This is a genomic window from Neobacillus fumarioli NBRC 102428, assembly GCF_001591485.1.
Classification (GTDB): Bacteria; Bacillota; Bacilli; order Bacillales; family Cytobacillaceae; genus Neobacillus; species Neobacillus fumarioli.
In genome coordinates, this window is sequence record NZ_BCUZ01000034.1 from 1 (window position 1) to 25,332 (window position 25,332).

Genomic DNA, 25,332 nt, shown 5'->3' on the forward strand with positions numbered 1-25,332 from the left:
TTTAGCAGGAATCCTTCCGCCTATTTTTATCAACGGCCCGCTTAATGGTGCTTTTTGAATACTGCCTTTCCCCTCTTCCTTCCCGGTAGCCGAGATCTTCAGCCAGCTTTCTTTCCACAACTCCGTCTCCAACATATCCCAATACAACTTCACCTTTTTGTTCATTCTTCATCTTTTATGTATAAAACTGAAGGCAAAAAGGATACGGTCGGTTGAATTTTTTTCAAAAAAAAATCCCGGGCATAAAATGCCAGCGAGTGTGCAATGTTAGATGAAATTTAAACAGCAAAACCGGTTTGCGGCATTTGTTGTAAAGCAGACTAAAATAATGAAACATCCTTTCGTTAAATCCTGTCTGAGCATAGCTTTGCAGTTCCACATGTATAATAATAATAGTTTCGTATCCTTTTAATTTTGTCTCAACTAATCTCGCCACCGGTTCTCTCCTTCAATTAAATCGGTGAACATTTCTTCAGATAATGGCTTAATCGTAGAAAAATCAATCTGATGATGAATTTCTGGAAAGAACAACTGTAAAAATTCCTCAAAAAAGGTATGATCATGGAATGATTTTCGCCAGAAAAAGATTCTTTTTCGAATTATTGAGGTCACAAAAGGAGCCGTGAATATTACATTTGGTTTTGGAAAAAAGATTAAGTTTGACCATATTGGTTTTTTAGTCTCGGAGGAAGAAAAAAATGCCATATGCAAAAATGCTGAAAAAATGCATTGGGAACTTGACCGTAGCGAACGGAGAACCTTCATAACAACACCTTATCAGTTTAGAATTGAACTTCAAACCAACACTGATATCATAGAATCCATGAATGATCACACAAGAATTCAAAAAGCTAACATTAGTTACGAAAAAGGAAGGATTAGAAGCGGATCTATCCACTTTGTTTGGAAAATCTGTAAGTACGATTCTTCCAGAATCCGGCAAGGAAGTGACCCTTAAAGAAGCTGTTATACAGGGGTTCTTATCTTCAGATCGTGTGGACCCAAATGGAGTTCGAATTTTAAACTAATTGCAGGAATAAAGTATACTTAATTGTCGCATCCGTGCGTTTATCAAATTCTCTTGAACGGAACCCGAACGTAACAAAGACCTTCACTTCATATGGCGAAATAATTTGGGCATCTGTATCAATGGTTGTTCGAAAAAACATCCCTTCCTGATCGGTAAAACCATAATCAAAGCCCCTTAATACACAGCTTGCTTGATATACCCGATATGGATAGGTATGGTAAGTGCGAGAGACGGTTCTTCCTTTCTCCAAGGCTTCTGGAAATCGAACGACATCGTTGATTATATTCAGCATACATATCACCTCTAGGAATATGTATGCCATTTTTATCTTTTTAAAACCAAGGTTTTTATCGATACCAATCCGCCTTTTCCATATTGACAAACGGGATCTCCGTGTCAACCTCCCCCTCCATCTTTTCAATCGGGAGGTCTTCCCCATCCAGCCATTTGGAAAACTCCAACGTATACGGTTCCTGGCCGCTGCCCAAGACAAACCACGCTTTTAATTCTTGCGGAAAATAGGCGGCAGTGTGAATCGTTCCTGCCCAGCTTTCATATAGTTTGGAGAACACGCCATGATCCGGGTCATTTAACAGCCGAAATGCCTCGTTTCCGTCCAAATCATTCAATTGGTTATTTTTCATTATTTCCAATCTCTTTTTCGAATCATCCAGCTTGTAACGGTTTTCCTCAGTCATGATTTCAAAATGATTGGTGCATAAAGATCCTTGCCGGACTTCGACCCTTCTCGGAGATGTTTCCACAATATACGGTATTTGGCACTTTCGATCAAATAACACGTAGCTGAAGGAACCGCGGTGACGAATTTCTTTCAGCAAGTCTACGGCTTCTTCGGTATTGGCGCAAAGTTCAAGGATCAGTCTGCCAATCATATAGCATACAAATCCGTCCCCCGGACGTTTCCGATTCATAAACGTATACCCCATCGCAAGACCTTTTTCATTTAACCCGTCACTTCGCCCGGTAATTTTCTGACTTGGCCCCATGGCCGCATAGCCTCCGTCCGTTGGCTGGTAAAGGATAAAACGCCCGTCATATGTTTTCGGATGATAATCATAATTGCGGATCATATAGTTGTTTCCTACGTAAATAGAACAGCCCGAAGGAGGAATATTCACCCGGTATCCGCCAAATTCCAGCAAGACCCGTTCCATCGGCCATTCCAAAGCATCCCTAAATCCCAGCAATTCTTCCCAAATAAACGGCGCTAATCGCTTGAAAACTTGTCTAGTCTCATCCATATGGATCCTAAAAAGAGGCTTTCTCACTTTCCATTGACGTTCCCGGTTTTTGATTAAAATCGAATCTTTCAACAGCTCTCCCTGTTTAAATCCAAAATCATAATGAGAACCGCGAAATGGAATAACATCTGCAAAAATTTTCTTCATGTTGGATTCTCCGTTTTTTAATTTCACTATATCATGATTTTAATTGCTTCTCCATGCAAGGTAACTTGACAAGTATCTATTTAATCTTTGCTGGATCAACACGGTCTAGTTAGATTCTCCAATATATTTTTGCAATTATCTAAATATATTTATAGGAATATTTTGAATTAGCTTATGCTTACATAAATAAACAAGATTATAATAAAAGTTGAAATACTTCAAATTTGGAGGTTTTGATTTGAGAGTCGCTATTGCCCAATTATCTACCAGTGTTGATAAAAATGCCAATTTAGAGAAGGCGCTTGCATTCATTGTGAAAGCAAAAAGTTTAGGTGCAGATGTTGTCATTTTTCCTGAATATTATCTTGCATTGGCAACACCGAAGTCCGGGGTTTTGCCAGCGGAGGTTGCTGAACCGTTGAATGGACCATTTGCTTCCGCGCTTCGCCAGGCGGCCCGTGAAAATGAAATCTATGTCGTTTGCGGAATGTATGAATCCAATCCGGATGACCCGAAACGTGCCTATAACACCACTATATTCATTGATCGTTCTGGCAAGCTGATTCATTCCTATCGAAAAACGCATTTGTATGATGCCTTTAACTATAAGGAATCTGATACGATTATCCCGGGTAATAATCCATATAAAGTGGTAGAAACAGAGTTTGGAAAAATTGGTTTAATGGTTTGCTATGAACTTAGATTCCCGGAAATCGCAAGACAATTTGCACTAAAGGAAGCGGATATACTATTTGTCCCTTCTGCATGGGTGGCAGGTCCGATGAAAGAGGACCATTGGCAAACACTGATTCGTGCAAGAGCAATCGAAAATACGATGTTTGTTATAGGCGCCAATCTTGTTGGTGATATTTTTACCGGCCGCAGCATAGCAGTAGATCCGATGGGAGTCATTATTGCGAGCGGAGGAGAAGAAGAAACGTTAATCTTGGCCGATATTGATGCGGATCGAATTCGCCGAGTACGTGAAAAACTCCCTAGTGTGCGGGATCGCAGACCGGAATTTTATGTTTAAAAGTCTAATGTAAAGGGGCTGTCCAAAAGTCAGGTAACTGACATTCGGTAGCCCCCTCTTCTTTTTAATTTTATTAGGTCTGTTTAGAGTCTAATCCCGCTCCTAAAACTAGCTTATTTTGGTCCATAGCATTTAAAAACCACGCAGAGTGACTCGACTTTTTTGCAAATGTTCCAACATAATTTCAACAAACCGCCGGCAGCGTACCAGGTCTGTTTTTTGCGGCATTAGCTCTATTTTTAAAGTAACAGCCAGCTGGGTATGAACGTACAGCATATCCCTAAACTCATCCACTGCTCCGCAAAACTTCGGGTAAAATCGGTCTCCCGTTCCGGCTACACCTGTTATGATTCTTTCAACATCCATTGTTTCAAACGCATGATATAACCTTTCCATTTCCTGCGGAATATTCCCGTCTCCCCACGTATAGGTTCCGACGACGATTGCATCATATTCCTGCAGCCGGTTAACCAAAAATTCTTCTATACGAAACAGATCTGGGGTTACACGCTGTTCAAGAAAAAACTTGTAAAGAATCTTTACAAGTTCATCGGTATTTCCTGATTTAGACGTATAAATGATTGCTATTTTCATTATAATTCATCAAAACCGTTGGATTGCGATACTTTGGAATAGGTTCTTGACTTTTGTTCAAAAAAGTCGGATTTTGTTTCGTTCATCATTTCATCACTGAAAACATGGATCCACGGCATTGGATTGTCTATTTCCGGATAATAGTTTTGCAAACCAAGCTGCCGCAATCGTTTATTGGCCAGGTATTCGACATATTGCTCAAACTCAATTAAATCGATGCCTTTAATATCTTTCAGTAGATAATTAGCCCATTCTTTTTCAAGCTGGACAGCATGATCTACCGTCTCATAAATATAGTCAATGTTTTCCTTTGTATTCAATTCTGGATTCTCGGTCAGCAGAATGCGGATAAATTGTGACATGAAATAAGCATGCTGCATTTCATCCCGCTGAATATAACTAATCATTGTACTTGTTTTTAACATTTTTTGCTGGCGGGCAAGATGATAGAAAAAGGCAAAACCAGCGTAAAAATAGATTCCTTCCAAATTGATCGAATGGACGCCAAGCTGAAATAAGCTTAATGGTGTCGGGTTTCGGCGGAAAGTTTCATACGCATCCAGGATCGGCCGATTCCGCTTTTGGACAATCGGGTCCTCTTTGGCCTGATTAAATCTTGCGTTTTGCTCCCCTAAAGGAACGAGTGAACTCAAGATATAGGAATAGGATTCATTATGTACCGCTTCCTGCTGGGCAATCACGGCAAATATGGCTTTAAAGCTGGAATCTGTCACATAATCCATCACTTGGCTCATTGTCGGTGTCTGTAAACTGTCCAAAGAAGCAAGCTGCGTATTAATTCGCAAAAAAACATCCTGCTCTAACTCTGTTAAAGAGTCCCATTGTTTGATATCATCTTGCATATTGATTTCCTGCGACTTCCAAAAATTCGCTAACAGTGTTTGATATAATGTGTACATTTGCGGATAGGCAATATCATTCCAATTTAATAACCCAGAAGACTTTCCGTTGATGATCCCAATTGATTTATTTGGATGTTCAGGATTCAACAGCTTTATTCTCGTTAATGGTGCATGGATATTCATTTAACAATCTTCCTCCTTCTAGCTATGGCAAGCTTCACATTCTTCAATTTCCGCCTGGGACGTGCTTCGGACATAATATGTCGTTTTTACCCCTTGCTTCCACGCTTCCATATGAAGATGTAATAATTCTTTCGCTTTAATATCGTGTTTGACATATAAATTAAAGCTGACCGATTGATCAATATGGCGGCTTCGGGCGGCATTTTGCCGGATGCTCCAGATTTGATCCAATTGGTGGCGAGCCCGGCGGTAGTACTCGTACGTCATATGATTCAAGTCAGGGGCTGTGACTTTAAATTTAAAATTCTTCTTTTCCTCGGCATACACAGGAGCATAGATCGGATCAATTCCGTCTGTGGAGCCGCCGATTTTCGCTGTTGAGGAGTTTGGTGCGACAGCCATTAGCCAGCCATTACGGATGCCATACTGTTTGATGTCATGTTTTAACTGTATCCAGCGTGCAGATGTATAATTTTTCCGGTCAAAATAGTCCCCTGTCTGCCATTCTGATCCTTCAAATTGACTGTAAGCTCCTTTTTCTCTTGCCAGTTCCATTGAGGCGCGGATCGTATAATAGGCAATGTCTTCATACAACGAATCGGCATATTGAACAGCTTCTTCCGATTCCCAATAGATTTTTTTCAAAGCAAGAAGATGGTGCCAGCCAAAGGTTCCCAGTCCGATTGCGCGAAACTTCTGATTGGTCTTTTGAGCTTGTCCTACCGTAATCGTATTCAGATCAATCACATTGTCCAGCATTCTTACCTGGATCGGGATTAACCGTTCCAGTACATGATCGGGTACCGCTTTTGCCAGATTAATAGATGATAGATTGCACACGACGAAATTTCCTGGCTTTCTTACAATAACAAGATTCCCATCCTCATCCTGATATTCTTTCACAATCGTGGTAGCCGACATGTTTTGTGCAATCTCGGTGCACAAATTGCTGCAAAAGATCGACGTGCGTCCTTTTCCAAGCAGATGCTTATTCGGATTTTGCCGGTTGACTTCATCTCGGTAAAACATATACGGCGTACCTGTCTCCAATTGGGCGACCATGATACGAACCATAATATCCATGGCCCGATAGGTTTTGCGCGGAAGCAGAGGATGGTTAACTGCTTCCATATATTTTTCGGTAAAATATTTATGATCTGTTTCATCATAGAAATCTTCGAGCCCGAGAGGATTTCCATGTTCATCTTTCCAGCCCATGATTTGTTTCACTTCATGCGGACAGAACGTATGCCATTCGCCAATGCTGCGCCCATTTTCATCCACTTCCTGCAGTTTTTCCATAAATAAATCCGGGATCGCAACACCGGTAAAAATATCATGGGCTTTGCGGCGTTCATCGCCATTATTCGTTTTCAAATCAAGGAAGCCGTTCATAATATCTTTATGAAACACATCAAGATAAACCGCAATCGCTCCTTGCCTTTGCCCGAGCTGGTCCACACTGACAGCCGTATCATTGATCAATCTGATCCAAGGAATCACACCAGATGAGTTTCCTTTGAATCTCTTAATATCTGATCCAAGGGCGCGGACTTTGCCGTAATAAATGCCGATCCCGCCGCCGTCTTTGCTTAATCTTGCAATATCCCAATTATTTAAATAAATCCCATCAAGTGAATCCTCGACAGTATCGATAAAACAGGAAGAAAGCTGCCCGAAACTTTTTCCGGCATTTGACAAAGTCGGCGTGGCAACGGTCATATATAAATGACTTAATGCCCAATAGGCTTCTTTGACAAGGCTCAAACGAATGGATGGTTTCTCGTTTTTCATTAAAGTCATGGCGATGATCATGAATCTTTCCTGTGGAAGTTCATAGACATTCCGATCATGATCCCTGGCCAAATACCTGTCAGCAAGCAAGAATAATCCGATATAATTAAATAAATGATCTCTCTCAGGCTCGATTTCATTTGCCAATTCATCAATTTCTTGTTTCGAATATAGGTCCAAGAGATCGGCTGAATAGATTCCTTTCTCTGTGAGAACTTTGATTAAGGAGAAAAAGTTCCCGTACTTGGCGCTTCGATGGTAACCGCGGTTTCTTGCTGCTTGTTCATATAATTTGTTTAAAAAAATTCTGGCCGCAACATATGTCCAATTGGGCTCATCGATGTCAATTCGGTTCAAGGCATTGAATAACGCCTGCTCATTTGCTTCTGTCGAGACATTTTCCTTTATGTATTTTATGAGTTCAGCCGCATCAACCTGATAGTCCTTTGCCGCTTCTTCAATTGCTTCTAAAACATCATCCAATTCTGATTGTATCGTCATTCTTTTTTTCCTCCCCAAAATAAAAAATCCGCTCGAAAGTCAGGAGCGGACGAAACGATAACTGCAAAAGGAATCCTTTTGGCGCCATCGTTTCATCTTCCCCATCCCCGAAGAAGGTGAAACTAACGAAAAGATCAGACAGGTCTCCTGACTCATGCTTCATCCTACTCTAAATCCTTCCCGTATAAGCACCTCTTTCGAAGCTCACTTATCCAGTGGTTCCAATTTATTTCGTCAGCATTCACAGTTGCGGGGGCAGTTCCGGCTTCACACCGGATTCCCTATTAAGCCAAATGGCATCTCATCTTATGGCATACAATATGTAGAATATAATGTTTGTATATGTTTCAATATATAGTATATAATCTAAATTGGCAAGTAAAGAAGACATAGTATTATCAAAGAGCATTCTGTACCCTGCCTCTATTCATACTCTCCTAAATACATAATAAAACGATTAAGGATATACAATTATAAGAAAGAAACGCTTCTTATTTCGTCAAAGGTTTCTTTTGGTGTAATGTTGCAAAAAAAAGAAACCAGATCCTAAACACGGCTTTCCCATTCTTAGCCTAACCTCATATGGCAATTATTTAGGGGGACCTTACATGAGGAACATCAGAAATATTTATTTTCACGATATGAAAAATGTTGCAACAAATTGGGTAGCTGCGGCGGTTGTGCTTTCCCTTATTGTATTACCGTCTCTTTATGCCTGGTTCAACATTAAAGCATCATGGGACCCCTACAGGAACACCAGCCAAATTCCAGTTGGTGTGGTGAATGAAGACAAAGGTGCCATAATGCTTGATAAGCGGATCGATGTCGGCAAGGAATTATTCAAAACATTACAGAAAAATCATTCATTAGATTGGCACTTCGTTGATCGCGAGCAAGCAATGGACAAATTAAAGTACGACGATTATTACGCCGTGATTGTCATCCCCAAAGACTTTTCAGAAAAACTTTCCACAGTCGTAAGTAATCATCCGACAAAAGCAACCATCGAATATTACGTAAATGAAAAAATGAATGCCATTACCCCTAAGATTACGGAAAAAGGGGCAAGTACCATGACACAACAAATTAGCAGCAAATTTATTTCAACTGTTGACGGGGCTATTTTTGATTTGTTTAATACCATTGGTATAGATTTGGAAAAGAATTTACCTGACATTGAACTGTTTCAGAAGTATCTATTTTTGCTTGATGACCGGTTGCCAGACATCAAAACCGCTCTCAATAGCACTTCCCAAGATATCAATAACGCCGAGAATATCACGAGCAAAATTAGGGGAATGATTCCAGAGGCCAAAGATGCTGCTGGGAAAGGATTAACAACGATTGATTCAGCCACAGCTTTGTTAACGCAAGCTGAAGAGCGTTTTTATGCCATCTCCCCCACTATTAAAGAAGACATGGAGAAAGTCCAACAGGTAACACATCAAGTTGATGCATTTATTAGCAACCTTCAGCCACTAAACTTCCATTCGAACCAAGCGGAGGAAATTCGTTCGAAGACGAATGATGCCATCAACGAGATGGGGAATTTGCAAAGCCTTCTAATAAAAATGAAAGACATCAATACCTACATTGACCATCAGCAATTGCAGAATAAAATTAAGCAAATCGAAGGGCTTGTTCAAAATCAATTCCCAGCTGAAAATGGGAAACTCCAGCAGCTTAATGACCAATTAAAACAGTTACAAGAACTGGTTCAAACCCAGCACCAAAACCGAGATGAAAGACTTGGCAAGGCAATTGACGATCTTAGTACGTTGCAACAACGAATAAAAGAAGTCCAAACCATTGCCGACAACATAAAAGATTTGACCGCCAATATGCCTACACTTGAAGATGTACAGAACAAAACCAAAGCGATCACTCAACAGGTTGATGCATTTATAAATGATTATAATCAGCAAATAGAACCAGCGATTCGAACCCAATTCAAAAACGCAATGGATACCCTGCAGGAAGCCAGAGATGTGATCGTCCAAGTACAAGCGGTGATCCCGCAAATTGAAACCCTTCTTTCTCATACTGATGAGAAGCTAGCAAAAGGTAGAGACGTTTTAAACATCGCACTTGGCGAATATCCATTTGTCAAGAACAAAGTAGATGATTTAACAAACAAAATACGTGATTTAAATAAAAAGGCAACTATTTACGACCTCATCAAATTATTGCGAAATGATCCCAATGCAAAGCAAGGTTTCTTTGCAGAACCCGTTGTCTTAAAGGAAAATAAAATCTTTCCTATTGCAAATTACGGTACTGGAATGACACCATTCTATACAGTATTAGCAATATGGGTAGGCGGTTTATTATTGATCTCCCTTTTGTCAACAGACGTTCATCATTTCGAACATTACACAAGAAGACAAGTGTATTTCGGAAAAGCATTCACATTCCTGACATTCGGTCTCATGCAAACACTAGTTGTTACTACTGGTGATATGTGGCTGTTGGGGGTCGAGATAAAAGAACCTTTATGGTTTGTACTATTTGGGCTCTTTATCAGTTTTGTATTCGTCTTAATTGTGTACTCCCTTGTATCGGTATTTAACAACGTCGGAAAAGCCTTGGCCATTGTTCTCCTAGTATTGCAAATTTCAAGCTCAGGCGGAACCTTCCCTGTTGTTTTATTGCCAAAGTTTTTCCAATCAATAAATCCTTATTTGCCGTTTACGTATGCGATCAGTTTAATGCGTGAAGCAGTCGGGGGTATATTTTGGAAAAAGGTGCATACCGATTTGCTTTTTATGATTTTATTCGGAGTCCTGGCTATTGTCCTGGGTGCTTGGCTAAAAGAACCCATTAACAAATACAGTTCTAAATTAAAAGAAAAATCAAAGAAGTCTGGGTTATTTCATTAGCCCAGGCTTTTTTGATTTTCATTTACTATTTAAAAAGCCCTCCTGTATTCATGAGGACTCCTTGTTTCAAAATATAATGTTAAGGAAGAAGCTGCATGACATTTAACACGGATTCTGCTGATTGGTCTAGTGCCTTTTTTTCCTGTTCGCTTAAAGGAATTTCGATAATCTTCTCGACCCCTTCCCCTCCGATCACAGTTGGTATGCCTAGATAAAGATTTTTATATCCGTACTCTCCTTCCAGGTAGGCTACAGCCGGAAGAATTCGTTTTTTGTCTTTTAGAAGCGCTTCAGCCATTTGAACAATCGATGCGGCGGGAGCATAATAGGCACTTCCACTGCCTAGCAGGTTGACAATCTCGCCGCCGCCTTTTCTTGTCCTTTCTACAATCGCATCCAATCGGTCCTTAGGAATTAATTTTTCCAGTGGAATTCCTCCAGCATAGGAATAGCGGACTAACGGCACCATATCATCCCCATGCCCTCCTACAACAAAGCCGGTTACGTCTTCCACCGAAACATTCAATTCTTGTGCAACAAATGTATTAAAACGGGCCGTATCCAATACACCCGATTGCCCAAAAACGCGGTTTTTAGGGAATCCGGTCGTTTTAAAACAGACATAGGTCATGGCATCAACGGGATTGCTTAGAACGATCACAAAACTGTTAGATGCATACTCCCGGATGTGTTCTGCGACATCCTTTATAATACCAGCATTTTTCGACACCAAATCATCCCGGCTCATTCCAGGTTTTCTGGCTACACCTGCCGTGATGATTACCAAATCAGCATCGCGGATATCCGTATAATCCGAAGTTCCCGTTATGTTCACGTTGAACTTTTGAACAGGACCTGCCTCAAGAAGATCCAATGCTTTTCCCATCGTAGGATTTTTTTGATTCGGGAGATCAAGCAGGACGACATCCCCTAACTCCTTCTGTGCAAGCATCAAAGCGGTTGTCGCACCGGTAAAACCAGCGCCAATAACAGCAATTTTTCTTCTTTTAAATCCCATCGCATTTCTCTCCTATACAATTTCTTCTTCCGCTTTTGATTGAGGTTCTTTTTGATTGAGCCGGATATTGACTTCAGCATACGTACCTAAATGCGGTCCCTTATAAACCCGTTTTGCAAAGGTATAATACAGAATAACAATCAAAGCCATAATGAATAAAAACGCTTTTCCTGTCGTATAGTGCATTGTATAGCTTCCAAATGTTACATCGTTAGGAGCGACGACAAATAGAATATCGAAAAAGACAATCCATACTAAAGCGATGATGTTGATGGGAACACTCCACTTCCCTAAATACCATGGTCCATTATCCTCTGTGGTCCAAGCGCCACGTGAAATGGCACGGAGTTTGTAAGAAATCGGAATGAGATATGAAGTATGCAGTCCCATTACAGAAATGGCGGTAACGGCAGCGTAAATACCAGGCTGAAGACCTAACAAAAGCGCTATAAGAACGGCCAAATAGATTGCCGCAGCAGGTGTATGAAATCTTGTCGATACTTTTCCCCATATTTTAGATAGAGGCAGTCCATTATCACGTGAAAATGCATAAATCATTCTGGAGGAAGAGGTCGTTGCGGCAAGTCCGCAAAACCACATCGCAACAGAAACGCCCCAAGAAAGGAATGAACCGAATTTAGTTCCAAGTGCCTGCTGTACTGCTGTCAAAAATGCATTCGGTGCAGCTGCTACCTCCGCCTGATTGGTAATGGAGATTGTTACCATTCCAAGGAGCAAGAATCCGAATATTCCCGAAATCACAACCGACATATACACCCCCCAAGGAGCTCTGATACGAGGATCAAGCGTTTCCTCGCTAATATGTGCGGAGGCATCATATCCTGTAATCGTCCATTGTGCTTGAAGAAGGCCAAATAAAAACGCAACACCGTAAGGAATATGAAGGCTATTCGCTTGGGTAGAAAAAGTGGTATCAAATAAATAGGAAATGGGATGGTGGCTCGGAGCGAACAATGCCAGTGCACCTACAATAACCGCAACCCCAACCATATGATAAATGGCAGAAATGTCATTTAGCTTCGCAACAAGATGGATTCCGAAATGGTTCAGAAGGGCATGACTCAATAGAATCCCTGCACAAAGAAGGTTTACTTGTGTAGGGGTTGGATTTGGCCAAATTAAAGCGGAGGCAAATCCAGCTAAACCAAAGTCGATGCCGGCAAGAGTAGCAACTTGGCCAACCGTGTTAAGGGCTGCAGAAAACCAGCCGGTCGTTCGATTCCCAAGAATGGAGGCCCAATGATAAACGCCCCCTGACGTAGGAATGGCAGAGGTTAATTCCGCCAATGCCGCTGACACGAATAAACAAAATAAGATAACCAATACCCAGCCAATCCCGATAATAGCTGGTCCACCGTTTGTGAAGCCTACACCATAAAGCGTGACTCCTCCAGTTAGGATGGAAATGCATGAAAAGGATACAGCAAAATTTGAAAAGCCCCCCAAATCTCGCAACAATTCCTGCTTATATCCGAACGAATTTAAATCGTCTCCGGTAATCCCTTTTGCACGTGCTTTCTTAATTCCCTGATTGGCTTTCGTAAAAATACCAATCATGGCCATTAAGGTCACAATAAGTAACAGAACTCCAATTACCAAGAACCTTCCCCCCCTATTTTTAGATTAAATGTCCATCCATTTGTTTCGCTTTAGCCAGCCCTCTTTTTATGAAGTTGTTATCGACCCACCTGTTCGTCATTTCCTTCCGAATGATCGTGATCTAGTTCTCCTGCTTGATTGGATGGGTCATTAGACTTAGCTTGGTTTTGTACTTCTTTTTCACCTTCCAAAGATTCGATCATCCCATTCACTTCATTGGAGTCCGGCCTTGGAGAAATCCCTGAAACTGCCTGTTCTATATCTTTTTTTTTACGATTGTATCAACCTCATCATCAGGTCTTGGAATGACATGAGCCGAAATTAATTGACCAACCCGCTGTGCAGCTAATTTTCCAGCTTCAACGGCAGCCTGCACGGCCCCAACATCACCTTCCACGAGGACGGTTACTAAACCTCCATCAATCTTTTCCTGGTTCACCAATTGGACATCAGCCGCTTTGATCATGGCATCAGCTGCCTCAATGGATCCAATCAAGCCTCTTGTTTCAATCATGCCTAATGCCTTTCCCATACGTTTCACCTGCTTTCTACGTCTATCGAATCAACGATCCCAATAATGACGGCATCAATGGGTAAATCCTTGTCTTTAAAAATAAAGCGGGCAGCACTTCCTCTTGTCACTAACACACGATCACCAATTCCTGCGCCTATCCGGTCAGCTGCAATGAAAGGAGTTTCAATCGGCCTTCCATGTGGGTCCTCTAACTGCACAAACAAAAATTTAAGCCCTGTCAGACCATCTTCTTTTCGGGTGGCCCAAATATTTCCCGTGACTTTACCGATTTGCATTATGATTGCTCCTCAAAATCGACTCTTATTTGTATCCCTCTTTCTTTGGCGGCATCTCTAGCTAAAGACGTAATAATGGTTTTCGAAGAAACACGAACCTCTGTGGTCTCCATGTTCTGAATGTCCTTTTCCGTTAATACTCTTCGATCGTAGTGAAGCTGGGAAGGATGTAGTGATTCAATCCCGCCAAAACAAACGCCAAATTCTATCAATTGATTTTTATAGTGTAAGAAGTGTGCCCGGTAACGATTGACACGCTCATGTCCAGCCGCGTTTTCTTGTTTGACAAGCCATTTCATTTCTTCAGAAGGCTCGAATAGCACAGTGCATCCTTGGTGAAGGGCTCTAGCCAGCAAATTGCTTCCGGGAGTATCCGTAAGCCCCAAGGCTCCACGAACAAGCAAATCTTGACTGGCATCTAAAAAAGCGAGATGCTGAAAGTCAGATTGGTCTTGAAGATCATGGTCATTCGTACTAAACACTTTCACTTGCCAATATTCTTGAAGTTTTGAGATAAGGTATTCAATCTTTATTGTATTTTTTGTTCCCTCATAAACGAGTAAGAGCTTGGGCTTATCCGCTAATTTCGCTAGCACTTCACGAATGATTTTCTCTATGATCTGTTGATTGATTTTCATGCTTTTTCACGAGGAATAAGGATTCCCTTGTCTCCAGTGGCACAAAGCGCCGCATTTGCTTCATCCGTATCTATGTGCATTTCCAATTGATAGCGGGGGGAAACCCGGATTAGAACTTGATCAAATAAAAGCGGACGCTTCCCTTGTACCTTAACCTGAACATATTGCCCATTTTCCACTTTAAAGTTTTGCGCATCATGTGGTGCCATATGAATGTGATTTTGCGCGATGATTAACCCTTCGGATAGGTAGACACTCCCTTCAGGGCCGACAATGGTTGCAGGAGCTGAACCTTTAATATTGCCAGATTCCCGTAAAGGTGGATTTAACCCTAATTTGATGGCATCTGTTTTACTCACTTCAATCTGGGTACTTCCACGTACAGGCCCAAGAATCCGAACTCTCTCAAGACTTCCCTTCGGACCCACTACCGTTACGGTTTCGTTTGCGGCAAATTGGCCAGGCTGGGAAAGATCTGATCTTTTTGTCAACTGATAATTGGCACCAAATAACTTTTCCAGATGCTCCTGACTTACATGAACATGGCGGGCAGAAATGCCAATCGGGATGGAAGGCGTTTCTGCAGTCTTTTCCAATTCTTTCATTACTTTTTCAACAATCGAATGTATGACGTGGGAGTTCATGTCACATCCCCCTTATTTCTTACTCCACTTGAGCTTTTGGCAGAATGCTCTCCAATTCGTTATGTGGACGCGGAATAACATGGGTAGACAATAACTCTCCGATGCGTTCAGCCGCTGCGGCTCCTGCATCAACCGCTGCTTTAACAGCTCCTACGTCTCCACGTACAAGGACCGTTACTATACCGCCGCCAACATGAACTTTGCCAACCAAATGGACATTTGCCGCCTTTACCATGGCGTCTGCAGCCTCAACAGAAGCTACTAATCCTTTTGTTTCAATCATTCCTAATGCAGTAAGTTCTCTTGACATGTTATGTTCCTCCTAAAATTATTTATTTTTATATGAAGCTAATTAAATTTGAGCTAATACTTTCGTTACCAGGTGGGCAATGGTTTTCTGGTCGATCGGAGCGCCTTTTTCAATGCCTGCAAGAACTTTTTCAACGACACTCTGGATTTGGCCCTCTGTAATCGGAGCATCATCTGATTCCCCTACCACTTGCGGCTTAGGAATGTAGATATCCTTTGTGCCGTGGGCAACACGTTTAATATTTAGTAAGTGTTCGGCACTGATATTGTCACTAGTAATGTTGCCTCCAAAAGATCCGCATCCAAGCGTTAACGATGGTTTTAACCCTGTTGTTCCTCCAACTGCCCCGATCGAGGATGGTGTGTTGACGAGTAACCTCGATACAGGCATGTGAAGCGAAAATGTTCGGATTACCTGTTCATCGGTTGTATGAAGGGCTAAGGTATGACCTCGTCCACCTAACGCTAAAAGCTGGTCACAAATGGTGATGGCCTCCTTTTCCCCTTCAACCGTATAAAAAGGAAACACAGGTGCCAGCTTTTCAATGGAAAAAGGGATCTCTTTCCCCACTTTCGTTTCATCTGCAATTAAAATGGTTGCATCTGCCGGAACATCAATCCCGGCCATTTTGGCAATCACCGATGCGGAACGCCCGACAATTTTGGGGTTTAGTTTACCAGGTGAAATTGTCATCACCTTTTCAAGTTTTTGTTTTTCTTGATCATTCAGAAAATAAGCCCCATGTTTCTTAAATTCACGAATGACCGCTTCCCGGATGTTTCGATCAACTACTAATGCTTGTTCGGTTGCACAAATGGTTCCATTATCAAATGTTTTACTGACGACAATCCGTTTGACTGCCTTTTGGATATCAGCCGTTTTCTCAATGTAGCATGGAACGTTTCCAGATCCAACTCCATAGGCTGGCTTTCCCGAAGAATATGCTGCCTTAACAAGTGCACCACCACCTGTTGCCAGGATCAGATTGACATCCCGATGTTTCATTAATTCCTGTGTTGCATCCATGGTTGGTTCTGTAATCCAGCCAATCACTCCTTCGGGGGCACCCGATTTGACAGCCGCTTCGAGGCAAATTCTTGCCGCCTCTACCGTACATCTTTTGGCGGATGGATGCGGGCTGAATATGATCGCATTTCTTGTTTTTAAAGCGATCAAGCTTTTAAAAATGGCACTCGAAGTTGGATTCGTGGTTGGCACAATCCCGGCAATCACACCGAAAGGGCTGGCAATCTCAACAATTTTTTCTTTTTTGTGCTCCCGAATCACCCCGACTGTTTTCAAATCCCGGATGGATTCGTATACACCTCTAGAGGCCACTTCATTTTTTATCGCTTTATGTTCAGGTACCCCCATTCCGGTTTCTTCCACAGCCATTTTCGCCAACTCATCCTTCTTGGCAAAAGCTGCCATTGCAACGGCCTCTACAATCCGATCCACTGCTTCCTGGGAAAACGCTTCGTATGTTCTTTGAGCTACCTTTGCTTTTTTTACAGCCGCTCTCATCTCCTGGAGTGAGAGCAAGTCCTGATCCAGTTGCATTTGTTACGCTCCTTTCTGGTTAATATGCGATTGGGTTGCGGGCAATTTCCAAAATGCTCTGCCTGAAGGCTTCTGCGGCAGCATGGCAAGCCGATTGGGTTCCGGTAACTAGTCCTCCGCCGAAGTTTGTTTCAGATGGAGGGCCATAAAAGGCTGCCATTTGAACATCAGCTGCCTTCAAAGCCGCATCAAGACCGAACATTGCTTCTAATGGCGGAGCAATTAAATAAGCTAGCGGAGACCCTTCTTCAACGTTCGCCACCTTGGATAAATAACTCCCCGTTCTTGCCACAACATGGGCGTACAATGCATGAGTTCCTTCATGGTTGATGGCTTCAAAATAAGCCTCATTTTCAATCATATTCCTGGCAGCCTCTAAGCCGCTTTTCACTTCATCTGGGGAAGACCCGGCAATGATGCCTATAAACTCCCCAGACAATGGTCCTGATGCATGGCTTGCCCCTGCATAAAATGATTTGGCATAAACAACCTCAACATCCGACTGTTTCGTTGCTTCATCCATTGCCGTATAGCCAACATCATCAATGGTACAGGTCAGAATCCCAAGACTTCGCTGATGCGGTTTCAGTTGAAAGGCTCTAGCCAATACTAAATCAGCATTGGGGATGATTCGAACAGCTAAAACTTTCGCCTTTATGGGCTGTAACTCCATCGCGTTTCTCCCTTCCTAACCTTCTTTTCGAACCAGTGAGACACCACTCGCTTGGTACTTCAAAATCTTTTGAACGACACTCCCTAGATAAGCGCCTGCTTCTACAGGCGGAATCCCGCCTGAATGGATGTTAGAAATCACCATCCGATCGGCTTCAATCGTTCCTTTTCTTGGCTTGTAACAAAGATAGGCACTCAGAGATTCAGAACTTACGAGCCCGGGACGTTCCCCAATAAATAGAACAACCACTTCCGGTTCTAAAATCTCTCCGACTTCATCCATGGAAGCCACCCGTCCTTTTTCAATATAAAAAGATGTACCATACTCAATTCCCAACTGGTCGAGTGATTGTAAGAATGATAAGTAAACATCCTCCAGGTTTTTTTCAATTGCCTGTGAGCTAAGCCCGTCTGATGCAATAATTTGCACCTTCGGTTTATATTGGCATTTTTCACGGATCGTCCTCTTTGCTTCTTCTGAAAGTTTTCTTCCAAGGTCAGGCCGGCGGATATATTCCTCCTTTTGGTCTACCATCGTACGGACCGTAAAGAGATTAAGAGATTTTAGTAATTCCTGCTGAACACTGCCATATACAGCATCTACAGCAGCCCCATGATCCAGACGGAACCTGAGCCATGTCTCTATTTTTGGGCGAAGACCAGCCCGCCCAATTCCGATCCTTGCTGGTGTTTTTGTCACCCATTCTTGTAATGCTTCAGGATGGCAAGGGGAGCTGACACCAATCCTGGTTTCCAGTTCCGGAAGAATCGTGTTCTCCTCTTTATAGCCAGCACTTTTTGATTCATCAGCTTTCACATGATCCCATAGCTTTACTAATCCATTTGAATTCTGGGCTCCGTCATGAGAATCTGACCCGGTTACGATATACTGATTTTCAGGTGATAGGTGGTCCCACAGCTTTACCATCCCGCTTTCCGAAGCAAGTTTTTCCTCTGAAGGTTTGCCGATTTTTTCGATAATGAGTTTGGTAATCGACTCAATTAATTCTGTGTTCATCCTCTCACCTCCTTACTTATGAAACAGGGTCAAATCCCCCGCACGAGATGTAAGTTTGCCGTCTTTCATGATTCCGACATTTTCAAGCCATGCTTCAAATAATGGAGCCGGCCGGCGGTTCATTGTCTGCCTTAATGTTGCCACATCATGATAACTGAGAGATTGATAGTTTAGCATGCAATCATCGCCCATCGGTGTCGCAATCACAAAGTTTACGCCTGCGGCAGTCAGCAGCACCCCTAAATCTTCTATATCATTTTGATCAGCACGGATATGGTTTGTGTAACATATATCCACTCCCATTGGAATCCCATGCATTTTAGCCATAAAATGATCCTCAAGTCCGGCACGAACTACCTGTTTGCTGTCGTATAAATATTCTGGACCAATAAAACCGACAACTGTATTCAAAATATAGGGATCATATCTTTTGGCAAAGCCGTAATTCCTTGATTCCAGCGTCATTTGGTCCACTCCAAAATGGGACTCCGCAGATAATTCTGACCCTTGACCTGTTTCAAAATATAGCCTCTGCGGCCCTGTAGAAGTCCCTAACTCGCGGATCATCTGATTGGCTTCATCCAACAGCGATGCGGTAATCCCAAATGATTTATTGGCAGCTTCAGTCCCGGCGATACTTTGAAAAATCATATCGGCAGGAGCCCCCTGCTCAATCGCCTTCATTTGTGTGGTGACGTGGGCAAGTACACAGTTTTGGGTTGGTATATTCCAATCCTGGATAAAATCATAAGTTGCCTGCAATAAGCGTTTTACACTTTCCACCGAGTCATCAACAGGGTTGATCCCGATGACGGCATCGCCAATTCCGTATGAGAGCCCTTCTTTTAAAGAGGCCAGCATACCCTCTACATTGTCTGTAGGGTGGTTGGGTTGAAGCCGGGAGGCAAGTGTGCCTTTTTGGCCGATAGCAATATTACATTTTGTGATAATTTCCAATTTATTTGCAGCATGAATCAAATCAAGATTGGACATCAGCTTGGCAACTGCAGCAATCATTTCACTAGTAAGCCCGCAGCTTAACCGGATCAGATCCTCTCCTGTCGTGGTATCATCAAGGATATATTCCCTAAGCTCTGCAATCGTCCAATTTTGAATTCTCCGATACGCAGGTTCATTCACTTGTTCCTCGATAATTCTTGAGACCTCGTCTTCCTCCGCCGGTATAAGCGGATGATTTCGAATATCAGCAATCGTTAAGTTTGCCAATACTTGTTTGGCTGCAATTCGCTCTTGAACGGATTCCGCCGCAATATTCGCCAAACGGTCTCCGGATTTTTCCTCATTCGCTTTTGCAAATAACTCTTTCAGGTTCGAAAATTGATAGACTTGACCAAGCAAGCGGGTCTTCATAATCATGCCTAATACCTCCTTCCCTATGAATGAAATGCGAGCGTTTTTATAACAACGGGAACCACCTCGGATTGCAGCTTATTGCCAATATCCAGATAATCTCCTTGTTCAACAAGAATCTGGTCGATACAGATGACATCCCGATCAGATTGCATGGCTTGTAAAGTCTGCCCAAGAACCTTTGCCAAGTCATCCTGTAATACAATGACAATGGGATTAGATGGATGTGGCTGCAGCTTGTAGCCCTCAAGCAGCCATTTTCCCAATTGCTGAACATCCCTGAAGCGAAGAAAAGGGAGTCCGGTTACATATAAGGCAAAGTTTTTTCCTTCAAGAGACGGGTCGTAAACTTGAATAGCCTGTTGAATAGCGTTCATCACTTTATTTGATCCGTCCTCAAGATTTCGCTTCATATCTAGTTGATGGACGGGCAGATTTTTCAAGGGCAGCCTTACAGGATCTACTTGAATTGTTGCTCCACTGATATGGGTCGTTTGGGTTCCTGCCCCAAGAACGGTTGCTCTGACTGTTTCAGCCGGCGGAATCCACTCCCAGCTTCGAAGGTCCGGATCATCTTGCAGTGCCTTCGCTAAATATACCCCGATATCCATGTAAGGCCCTGATGAAGATTCTTGACCATACATACATTCACTGACCCCGCCGGAAAACATGATCTGATCAATCGGAACTTTCCAATCCGGCGGATGCCCAAGCAGTAAGACTTTCTCCTCCTCCGTTAGTTGTTGCTTCAGCGTATTACCTAAAATGCGAGCCATCGCCTTTGTTACAGGACAAATAAATTCAAATGCCGCCTGATCGCCCGCTTTTACAGATAACCCTAATTGCTTCAATAAACGACGGACAGGAGCTGAAACATGCTTCACCTTGTCGTTCTCAAATTCGATCAGGCGTCCGCCAATATGAAGGGTGCATGTTCCACACAATTGTCCGGCCTGGTACACGGCAATATTCGCAGTGCCCCCTCCAATATCAATATTGGCAATGGTTTTTCCCATCTCCTTTGAACGTTGCTGGGCACCGGACCCTTTCCCGGCTATGATTCCTTCTAAATCAGGACCTGCGGTCGCAACTAAGAACTCACCCGCTTTTTCTGATAGAAGATGTAGCATCTCTTCAGCATTCTGTTTTGTTGCCGTCTCCCCCGTAATAATGATGGCACCCGTTTGAATATCCTGCGGACGCACACCTGCTTTCTGGTATTCCTGTTCAACAAGCTTAAGAACAGCTTTCATATCAATCAATGTGTCATTGATCAAGGGTGTCCGGTAAATAGAACTTTTGTACATAATTTCTTTATTCGTAATTTCAATTCGAGGCACTTGGGTGGTCCCGGCAGTATTTACGAGTGTAAACCGGCTTAAAATCAACTTCGTCGTGCTTGTGCCGATATCAATCCCAGCACTAATGATTTGCTCATGGCCTTTCAAAGATTCCACCCCTCTTAAAAAAGAAAACGGCGCCTAAATAACGATCAATGATCGATATTTAGGCGCCGTTGCCTGATTGTATCCTTTTTTATCAAATCGCCGTGGCATCAGATTCTAATTTTCGATTAAGAAGAATCGAATCGGCCACTTTCCTCATCGTCATCCCATGATTCATACTATAGGATCTTAGCATTTTAAATGCCTGTTCTTCACTAACTTGATAGACTTCCATAAGGATTCCTTTGGCACGCTGAATGATCTTTTGATCTTGGATTTTTTCTTCCATTTTTTTAATATCATTGGCCATAGCCTTCAACCGGTTTGCTTGTGCCAAGGCAATTTCTACGGCAGGAATCAGATCTCTTTCCGTTACAGGCTTTACTAGGTAACCAAGGATGTGGGCATTTTTCGCTTCTTCCACTAAATCACGCTCACTATATGCAGTTAATAGGAGTGCCGGAATTTGAAATGCTTGGTAAATAATCCGGCTTGCCTTTATGCCATTCATTTTTGGCATTTTGATATCCATAACGATAAGGTCCGGCTTGCGTGTGGCAGCTAATTCAATTGCTTTATCACCTGAATTGGCTTCCGCTACTACTTCGTAGCCGTTCTCTATTAACATTTCCTTAATATCCATCCGTAATATGGATTCATCTTCAACTACCATTAATCTATGTTTACCCATGTCCATTCAATCCTCTCTATCAGGAAATGTCACCCATGCCTTTGTCCCTTGTCCGCCTTCCTGCAAAAACTCAAAGGTCCCATTTAAATCATAGCTGGTAAGATTTTTTACAATTTCTATGCCTAAATGATTCAATTCAATATTGGGGTCAATTCCGTTTCCATCATCCATCACGCCAAGTTCGATTATTTGTCCATTACGTTTAAAATGAATCGTAACCGTGCCTGACGCGCGTCCAATAAAAGCATGCTTCATACAATTTTGTATCAATTCCGTTATAATGAGGGCTAAAGAAACGGCTTTCGAAGAATCCAGCTCGATGGCTTCTTCTGTACATAATTGAATGGTCACCGCGCAATTGGGCTGGTACGGATAAAACACTTGTCCGGTTGTGATTTTCCTGATGATCTCAACCATGTTTACCTTTTCAATTCCGCTATTGGACAGGACATCATGTACAGTCGCAATACTGGCGATTCGGTTAAGGCTTTCTTGATATAGAACTTTCGTTTCTTCCGGTACACCGCGTCTCATTTGCATGCGAAGCAAGCTCGCAACCGTTTGTAAATTATTTTTGACTCGGTGGTGAATTTCCTTAATGACAACTTGATTCACCATCAACTGTCGCTCCTTATCGCGTAAATCGGTAATATCGCGAATATAGAGCAGCATTCGTTTCGAATCCGCCTTTTTATTCAGTAAACAAATGGAACGCAGAATAAATACCTTATCGATGCTTCTCACTTCGCGTTGTACAATTCCCCGATGGGAAAAATCCGACTGATCAATAAACGGTAAAACGGTAAGTATGTTTTGATTCGTTAAATTCTTTAGCTGGACAGGACTATGTTCTTTAATCAGACCAATGGCAAAGTTATTTGCATACTGAATAGTACCATCTTCCCCTAGAAGAATTAATGCTTCCTCTAAATAATCCGGAATCATTTGGTCTTTCAAAACAATATCCCAGGTCCGCCCAAATTCTGCTGTCGTTTCCGATAAAAGGGCAAGTTCTTGTTCTTGCTCGACTTGCCGGGTAACGTCCGTTTCCAAAATCAATAACCCGATTGTTGACCCTTTTGAATTTTTAATCGGAGTGACATTTTGACAAACATGACGCCCTTCATGTGTCAATGCTCGATTCATCATCGCTGGTTTTCCGGTCCGATAGGCCTTAAAAACTCCTGGTTCATACGTAGATAATATCTTCTTCCCAACTACCCGAAAGCGGTAGAGGGAGGGAACCGTCGTTGGTACTGCCTCCGCCACGACAATGGCTGTTTCGGGATCATCGGTTACACAATCGATAAATACATTCCCCTGTGCAAGGTCTGCAATCATTTGCAATGATTTACTTTTCTCAACAATAAGCTCAATATCGTTGTCAGAAAGCGAGGTAAACCTTCTGCATAGTCTGAAGATTTCTTGATGTATCTCGGCCATAGTATGGATGCCCCTTTAGATTAAAAAGGCACCAATCTACATAGACCTTCTATGTGGATAGGCGCCTTTGCCTACAATTCTATAAATTTGTTATATTGTTATTTTACTAAATTTTCAGTTATTTGAAAAGACTCTCTTTATAAAAAATAGAAGGTTTTTTCACTTTTTCATAGTACTCTTTCATTTCTTGATACGAATTGCACGAAACAAACCCTTTTATCTCTTCCGTTCCCTGTTGCTTAAATGAGGAAGTGACAACAATAGGACCCTGTACCATAGACTTTTTTAATTTAGCGATGGCTTGATCAACATCTGCCTGTTCGGAATCTGCCTTCGTGACTACCCCAATAGTCATTTTAGGGATCCCTGAAGAAAAACCTGGGGGAAAGGTGACTTTTCGATTCGTTGCATCCTGAATAAACAATACATGCGTAACTTCAAGAGCTGTAGCCATAATAGACTTATAAAATAGAGGATTTTCTACGTATTCCCCCGGTGAATCGACAATCCAGTCATCATAATTTAATGACTGAGTTTTGACCGCTTCCACTTTTCGACCTAATAGAGCATTTGTTAAAGTTGATTTACCTGCACCCACTGACCCAATCAGCATCGCGCGATTAGACGTTGTAAACATGGTTTTAACCTCCTATGACTTTGTGATAGCGGCAGGAGTATATCCAAGAGTTTCTGATAAAAATTGATTGATTCTCCTCATCGCCATATCTACTTCAGATACACTTCCTACTAAGACTAGGCTTCCTGTGAAGCGATCCAGAAATCCAATTGACACATTGGCAGCCTTGGTGGCTAAATCCCCTGCAATAATGACAGTTTCACTGGGAGTTAAGGTTAAAATTCCAATCGATCCTGCTCTCTGTATTCCTAATTTTTCCAAGAGTTCTTCATCAGGATTGGCGATCAAATGACTCAAGGTAACTTGCTTGCCAGGTACAAATTCTTGTATAAACCGCTTTTTTTCTTCAGACATAAAAGCACCTCCCAAAAAGAAAAACCCACTTCCAAACGGAAATGGGCTTCGTTGCCGTAGATTTTTTATTTCATTATATCATAGTTTTCAAAAAATTATTGAATTTTTTTCGATTGAATAGTGTTCTAATTTCCACTTTCAATGAATGGTGCTAATTGGAATAGGTCTCATCAACTACGGCCAACATTATTTTTACGTTTTCTTTAACAACTCCCCAAGCAAGCGCATACCCTAATGGTAAACAACCATTGACAAGGGGGGGTGATTTCTTTGAATCATCATTGTCATTGCGGCATTTTTGGTGTCTTTCTTGGGTTTTTAACAGGAGTCATATGGATGCTGTTATCATTACAGGGGACGATTTCAAGATTCTTCGGTTTCATTGGTTTAGGCAGCCTTAGTAATATTTTAAACATCCTTATTGCATTAATCGGTTTCCTCGCCTTCTTTTTCTTTGGATTATTTGTATTTAGAAAAGCGTGGCATCATGTTAAATAACGAAAAGGCATTTCACTAAATTTAAACTTATATGAAGGACAATTTTTATTCTTCGCTACCTTAGTTTCGTCCTTCATTCCCTTCATGAAGGACAATTTTTATTCTTCTCTTGCTTAGTTTTGTCCTTCATTCCCTTCATGAAGGACAATTTTTATCCTTCTCTTGCTTAGTTTTGTCCTTCATTCCCTTCATGAAGGACTATTTTTATCCTTCTCTTCCTTAGGTTTGTTCTTCATACCCTTCATGAAGGACTATTTTTATCCTTCTCTTCCTTAGTTTTGTTCTTCATACCCTTCATGAAGGACAATTTTTATCCT

Annotated in this window: 26 protein-coding genes, 1 pseudogene and 1 riboswitch; of the genes and pseudogenes, 4 read left to right on the forward strand and 23 right to left on the reverse strand. The window is 42.0% G+C overall.

All coding sequences use genetic code 11. The features are described 5' to 3' along the window. Window positions 1–827: 827 nt before the first annotated feature. Window positions 828–1,028 (forward strand): hypothetical protein, encoded by a 201-nt coding sequence (locus BFU02S_RS16680; RefSeq protein WP_157075876.1) that lies wholly within the window; start codon window positions 828–830, stop codon window positions 1,026–1,028. Here the strand turns inward: BFU02S_RS16680 and BFU02S_RS07645 are convergent. Next, window positions 1,020–1,322, reverse strand: coding sequence for a hypothetical protein (locus tag BFU02S_RS07645; protein WP_066368744.1), 303 nt, complete (start codon window positions 1,320–1,322; stop codon window positions 1,020–1,022). The genes BFU02S_RS16680 and BFU02S_RS07645 overlap by 9 nt on opposite strands. A gap of 55 nt (window positions 1,323–1,377) precedes the next feature. Beyond that, window positions 1,378–2,439, reverse strand: a complete 1,062-nt coding sequence (locus tag BFU02S_RS07650) for a C45 family autoproteolytic acyltransferase/hydrolase (protein ID WP_066368745.1) — start codon at window positions 2,437–2,439, stop codon at window positions 1,378–1,380. A gap of 238 nt (window positions 2,440–2,677) precedes the next feature. Here BFU02S_RS07650 and BFU02S_RS07655 point away from each other — a divergent pair, with 238 nt between their 5' ends. After that, window positions 2,678–3,472 (forward strand): carbon-nitrogen hydrolase family protein, encoded by a 795-nt coding sequence (locus BFU02S_RS07655; RefSeq protein WP_066368751.1) that lies wholly within the window; start codon window positions 2,678–2,680, stop codon window positions 3,470–3,472. Between the two features lie 132 nt (window positions 3,473–3,604). On the opposite strand, the gene BFU02S_RS07660 is transcribed toward BFU02S_RS07655, so the two are convergent. The 4 genes from BFU02S_RS07660 to BFU02S_RS16985 all read right to left on the reverse strand — a co-directional run bounded on the left by BFU02S_RS07660 (window position 3,605) and on the right by BFU02S_RS16985 (window position 7,570). Next, window positions 3,605–4,066: a flavodoxin domain-containing protein gene (locus BFU02S_RS07660; protein WP_066368753.1), complete on the reverse strand. Its 462-nt coding sequence runs from the start codon at window positions 4,064–4,066 to the stop codon at window positions 3,605–3,607. Further along, window positions 4,066–5,112 carry a ribonucleotide-diphosphate reductase subunit beta gene (locus tag BFU02S_RS07665; RefSeq protein WP_066368758.1) on the reverse strand — a complete coding sequence of 349 codons (1,047 nt, stop codon included), beginning with the start codon at window positions 5,110–5,112 and terminating at the stop codon, window positions 4,066–4,068. Before BFU02S_RS07665 ends, BFU02S_RS07660 begins: the two co-directional genes overlap by 1 nt. A gap of 18 nt (window positions 5,113–5,130) precedes the next feature. Beyond that, a complete protein-coding gene (locus BFU02S_RS07670) occupies window positions 5,131–7,407 on the reverse strand; it encodes a ribonucleoside-diphosphate reductase subunit alpha (protein ID WP_066368760.1) in 2,277 nt (758 codons plus the stop codon). Beyond that, complete coding sequence (locus BFU02S_RS16985; RefSeq protein WP_169797580.1) at window positions 7,382–7,570, reverse strand: hypothetical protein; 189 nt, start codon at window positions 7,568–7,570, stop codon at window positions 7,382–7,384. Before BFU02S_RS16985 ends, BFU02S_RS07670 begins: the two co-directional genes overlap by 26 nt. Next, a riboswitch (cobalamin riboswitch) is annotated at window positions 7,528–7,726 on the reverse strand. It overlaps the preceding gene by 43 nt. Window positions 7,727–8,015: 289 nt before the next feature. On the opposite strand from BFU02S_RS16985, the gene BFU02S_RS07675 reads away from it, so the two are divergent. Continuing rightward, a complete protein-coding gene (locus BFU02S_RS07675) occupies window positions 8,016–10,286 on the forward strand; it encodes a YhgE/Pip domain-containing protein (RefSeq protein WP_066368762.1) in 2,271 nt (756 codons plus the stop codon). Between the two features lie 79 nt (window positions 10,287–10,365). On the opposite strand, the gene mdh is transcribed toward BFU02S_RS07675, so the two are convergent. The 17 genes and pseudogenes from mdh to eutS all read right to left on the reverse strand — a co-directional run bounded on the left by mdh (window position 10,366) and on the right by eutS (window position 24,517). Beyond that, the gene (gene mdh / locus BFU02S_RS07680) at window positions 10,366–11,304 is read right to left on the reverse strand and encodes a malate dehydrogenase (RefSeq protein ID WP_066368765.1); all 939 of its coding nucleotides are present in this window, start codon (window positions 11,302–11,304) and stop codon (window positions 10,366–10,368) included. 12 nt (window positions 11,305–11,316) lie between these two features. Further along, window positions 11,317–12,924, reverse strand: coding sequence for an amino acid permease (locus BFU02S_RS07685; protein WP_066368768.1), 1,608 nt, complete (start codon window positions 12,922–12,924; stop codon window positions 11,317–11,319). A gap of 77 nt (window positions 12,925–13,001) precedes the next feature. Beyond that, window positions 13,002–13,127, reverse strand: a complete 126-nt coding sequence (locus tag BFU02S_RS17490) for a hypothetical protein (RefSeq protein ID WP_268872894.1) — start codon at window positions 13,125–13,127, stop codon at window positions 13,002–13,004. 80 nt (window positions 13,128–13,207) lie between these two features. Next, a pseudogene (locus BFU02S_RS07690) lies at window positions 13,208–13,456 on the reverse strand (BMC domain-containing protein); the annotation flags it as partial. A gap of 5 nt (window positions 13,457–13,461) precedes the next feature. After that, window positions 13,462–13,734, reverse strand: coding sequence for a EutN/CcmL family microcompartment protein (locus tag BFU02S_RS07695; RefSeq protein ID WP_066368771.1), 273 nt, complete (start codon window positions 13,732–13,734; stop codon window positions 13,462–13,464). Continuing rightward, window positions 13,734–14,372, reverse strand: coding sequence for a hypothetical protein (locus BFU02S_RS07700; protein WP_066368774.1), 639 nt, complete (start codon window positions 14,370–14,372; stop codon window positions 13,734–13,736). Before BFU02S_RS07700 ends, BFU02S_RS07695 begins: the two co-directional genes overlap by 1 nt. Beyond that, window positions 14,369–15,016, reverse strand: coding sequence for a phosphate propanoyltransferase (pduL, locus tag BFU02S_RS07705; protein ID WP_066368776.1), 648 nt, complete (start codon window positions 15,014–15,016; stop codon window positions 14,369–14,371). Before pduL ends, BFU02S_RS07700 begins: the two co-directional genes overlap by 4 nt. Window positions 15,017–15,035: 19 nt before the next feature. Beyond that, complete coding sequence (locus BFU02S_RS07710; protein ID WP_066368777.1) at window positions 15,036–15,326, reverse strand: BMC domain-containing protein; 291 nt, start codon at window positions 15,324–15,326, stop codon at window positions 15,036–15,038. Window positions 15,327–15,368: 42 nt separating this feature from the next. Further along, a complete protein-coding gene (locus BFU02S_RS07715) occupies window positions 15,369–16,886 on the reverse strand; it encodes an acetaldehyde dehydrogenase (acetylating) (RefSeq protein WP_066368778.1) in 1,518 nt (505 codons plus the stop codon). A 19-nt stretch (window positions 16,887–16,905) separates the two neighbouring features. After that, the gene (gene eutL, locus BFU02S_RS07720; RefSeq protein WP_066368780.1) at window positions 16,906–17,559 is read right to left on the reverse strand and encodes an ethanolamine utilization microcompartment protein EutL; all 654 of its coding nucleotides are present in this window, start codon (window positions 17,557–17,559) and stop codon (window positions 16,906–16,908) included. Between the two features lie 15 nt (window positions 17,560–17,574). Then, window positions 17,575–18,576 carry an ethanolamine ammonia-lyase subunit EutC gene (gene eutC / locus BFU02S_RS07725; protein ID WP_066368782.1) on the reverse strand — a complete coding sequence of 334 codons (1,002 nt, stop codon included), beginning with the start codon at window positions 18,574–18,576 and terminating at the stop codon, window positions 17,575–17,577. A 12-nt stretch (window positions 18,577–18,588) separates the two neighbouring features. After that, on the reverse strand, window positions 18,589–19,953 hold the full coding sequence (locus BFU02S_RS07730; protein WP_066368785.1) for an ethanolamine ammonia-lyase subunit EutB: 1,365 nt from the start codon (window positions 19,951–19,953) through the stop codon (window positions 18,589–18,591). 17 nt (window positions 19,954–19,970) lie between these two features. After that, complete coding sequence (locus tag BFU02S_RS07735; protein ID WP_439951000.1) at window positions 19,971–21,395, reverse strand: ethanolamine ammonia-lyase reactivating factor EutA; 1,425 nt, start codon at window positions 21,393–21,395, stop codon at window positions 19,971–19,973. 91 nt (window positions 21,396–21,486) lie between these two features. Next, window positions 21,487–22,083: an ANTAR domain-containing response regulator gene (locus tag BFU02S_RS07740; RefSeq protein ID WP_066368796.1), complete on the reverse strand. Its 597-nt coding sequence runs from the start codon at window positions 22,081–22,083 to the stop codon at window positions 21,487–21,489. Between the two features lie 6 nt (window positions 22,084–22,089). Further along, window positions 22,090–23,526: a GAF domain-containing sensor histidine kinase gene (locus BFU02S_RS07745; RefSeq protein WP_066368789.1), complete on the reverse strand. Its 1,437-nt coding sequence runs from the start codon at window positions 23,524–23,526 to the stop codon at window positions 22,090–22,092. A 118-nt stretch (window positions 23,527–23,644) separates the two neighbouring features. Then, window positions 23,645–24,163, reverse strand: a complete 519-nt coding sequence (locus BFU02S_RS07750; RefSeq protein ID WP_066368790.1) for a EutP/PduV family microcompartment system protein — start codon at window positions 24,161–24,163, stop codon at window positions 23,645–23,647. Between the two features lie 12 nt (window positions 24,164–24,175). Next, window positions 24,176–24,517: an ethanolamine utilization microcompartment protein EutS gene (gene eutS / locus BFU02S_RS07755; protein ID WP_066368792.1), complete on the reverse strand. Its 342-nt coding sequence runs from the start codon at window positions 24,515–24,517 to the stop codon at window positions 24,176–24,178. 270 nt (window positions 24,518–24,787) lie between these two features. On the opposite strand from eutS, the gene BFU02S_RS07760 reads away from it, so the two are divergent. Continuing rightward, a complete protein-coding gene (locus BFU02S_RS07760) occupies window positions 24,788–25,015 on the forward strand; it encodes an ABC transporter (RefSeq protein ID WP_066368794.1) in 228 nt (75 codons plus the stop codon). Window positions 25,016–25,332 lie beyond the last annotated feature (317 nt).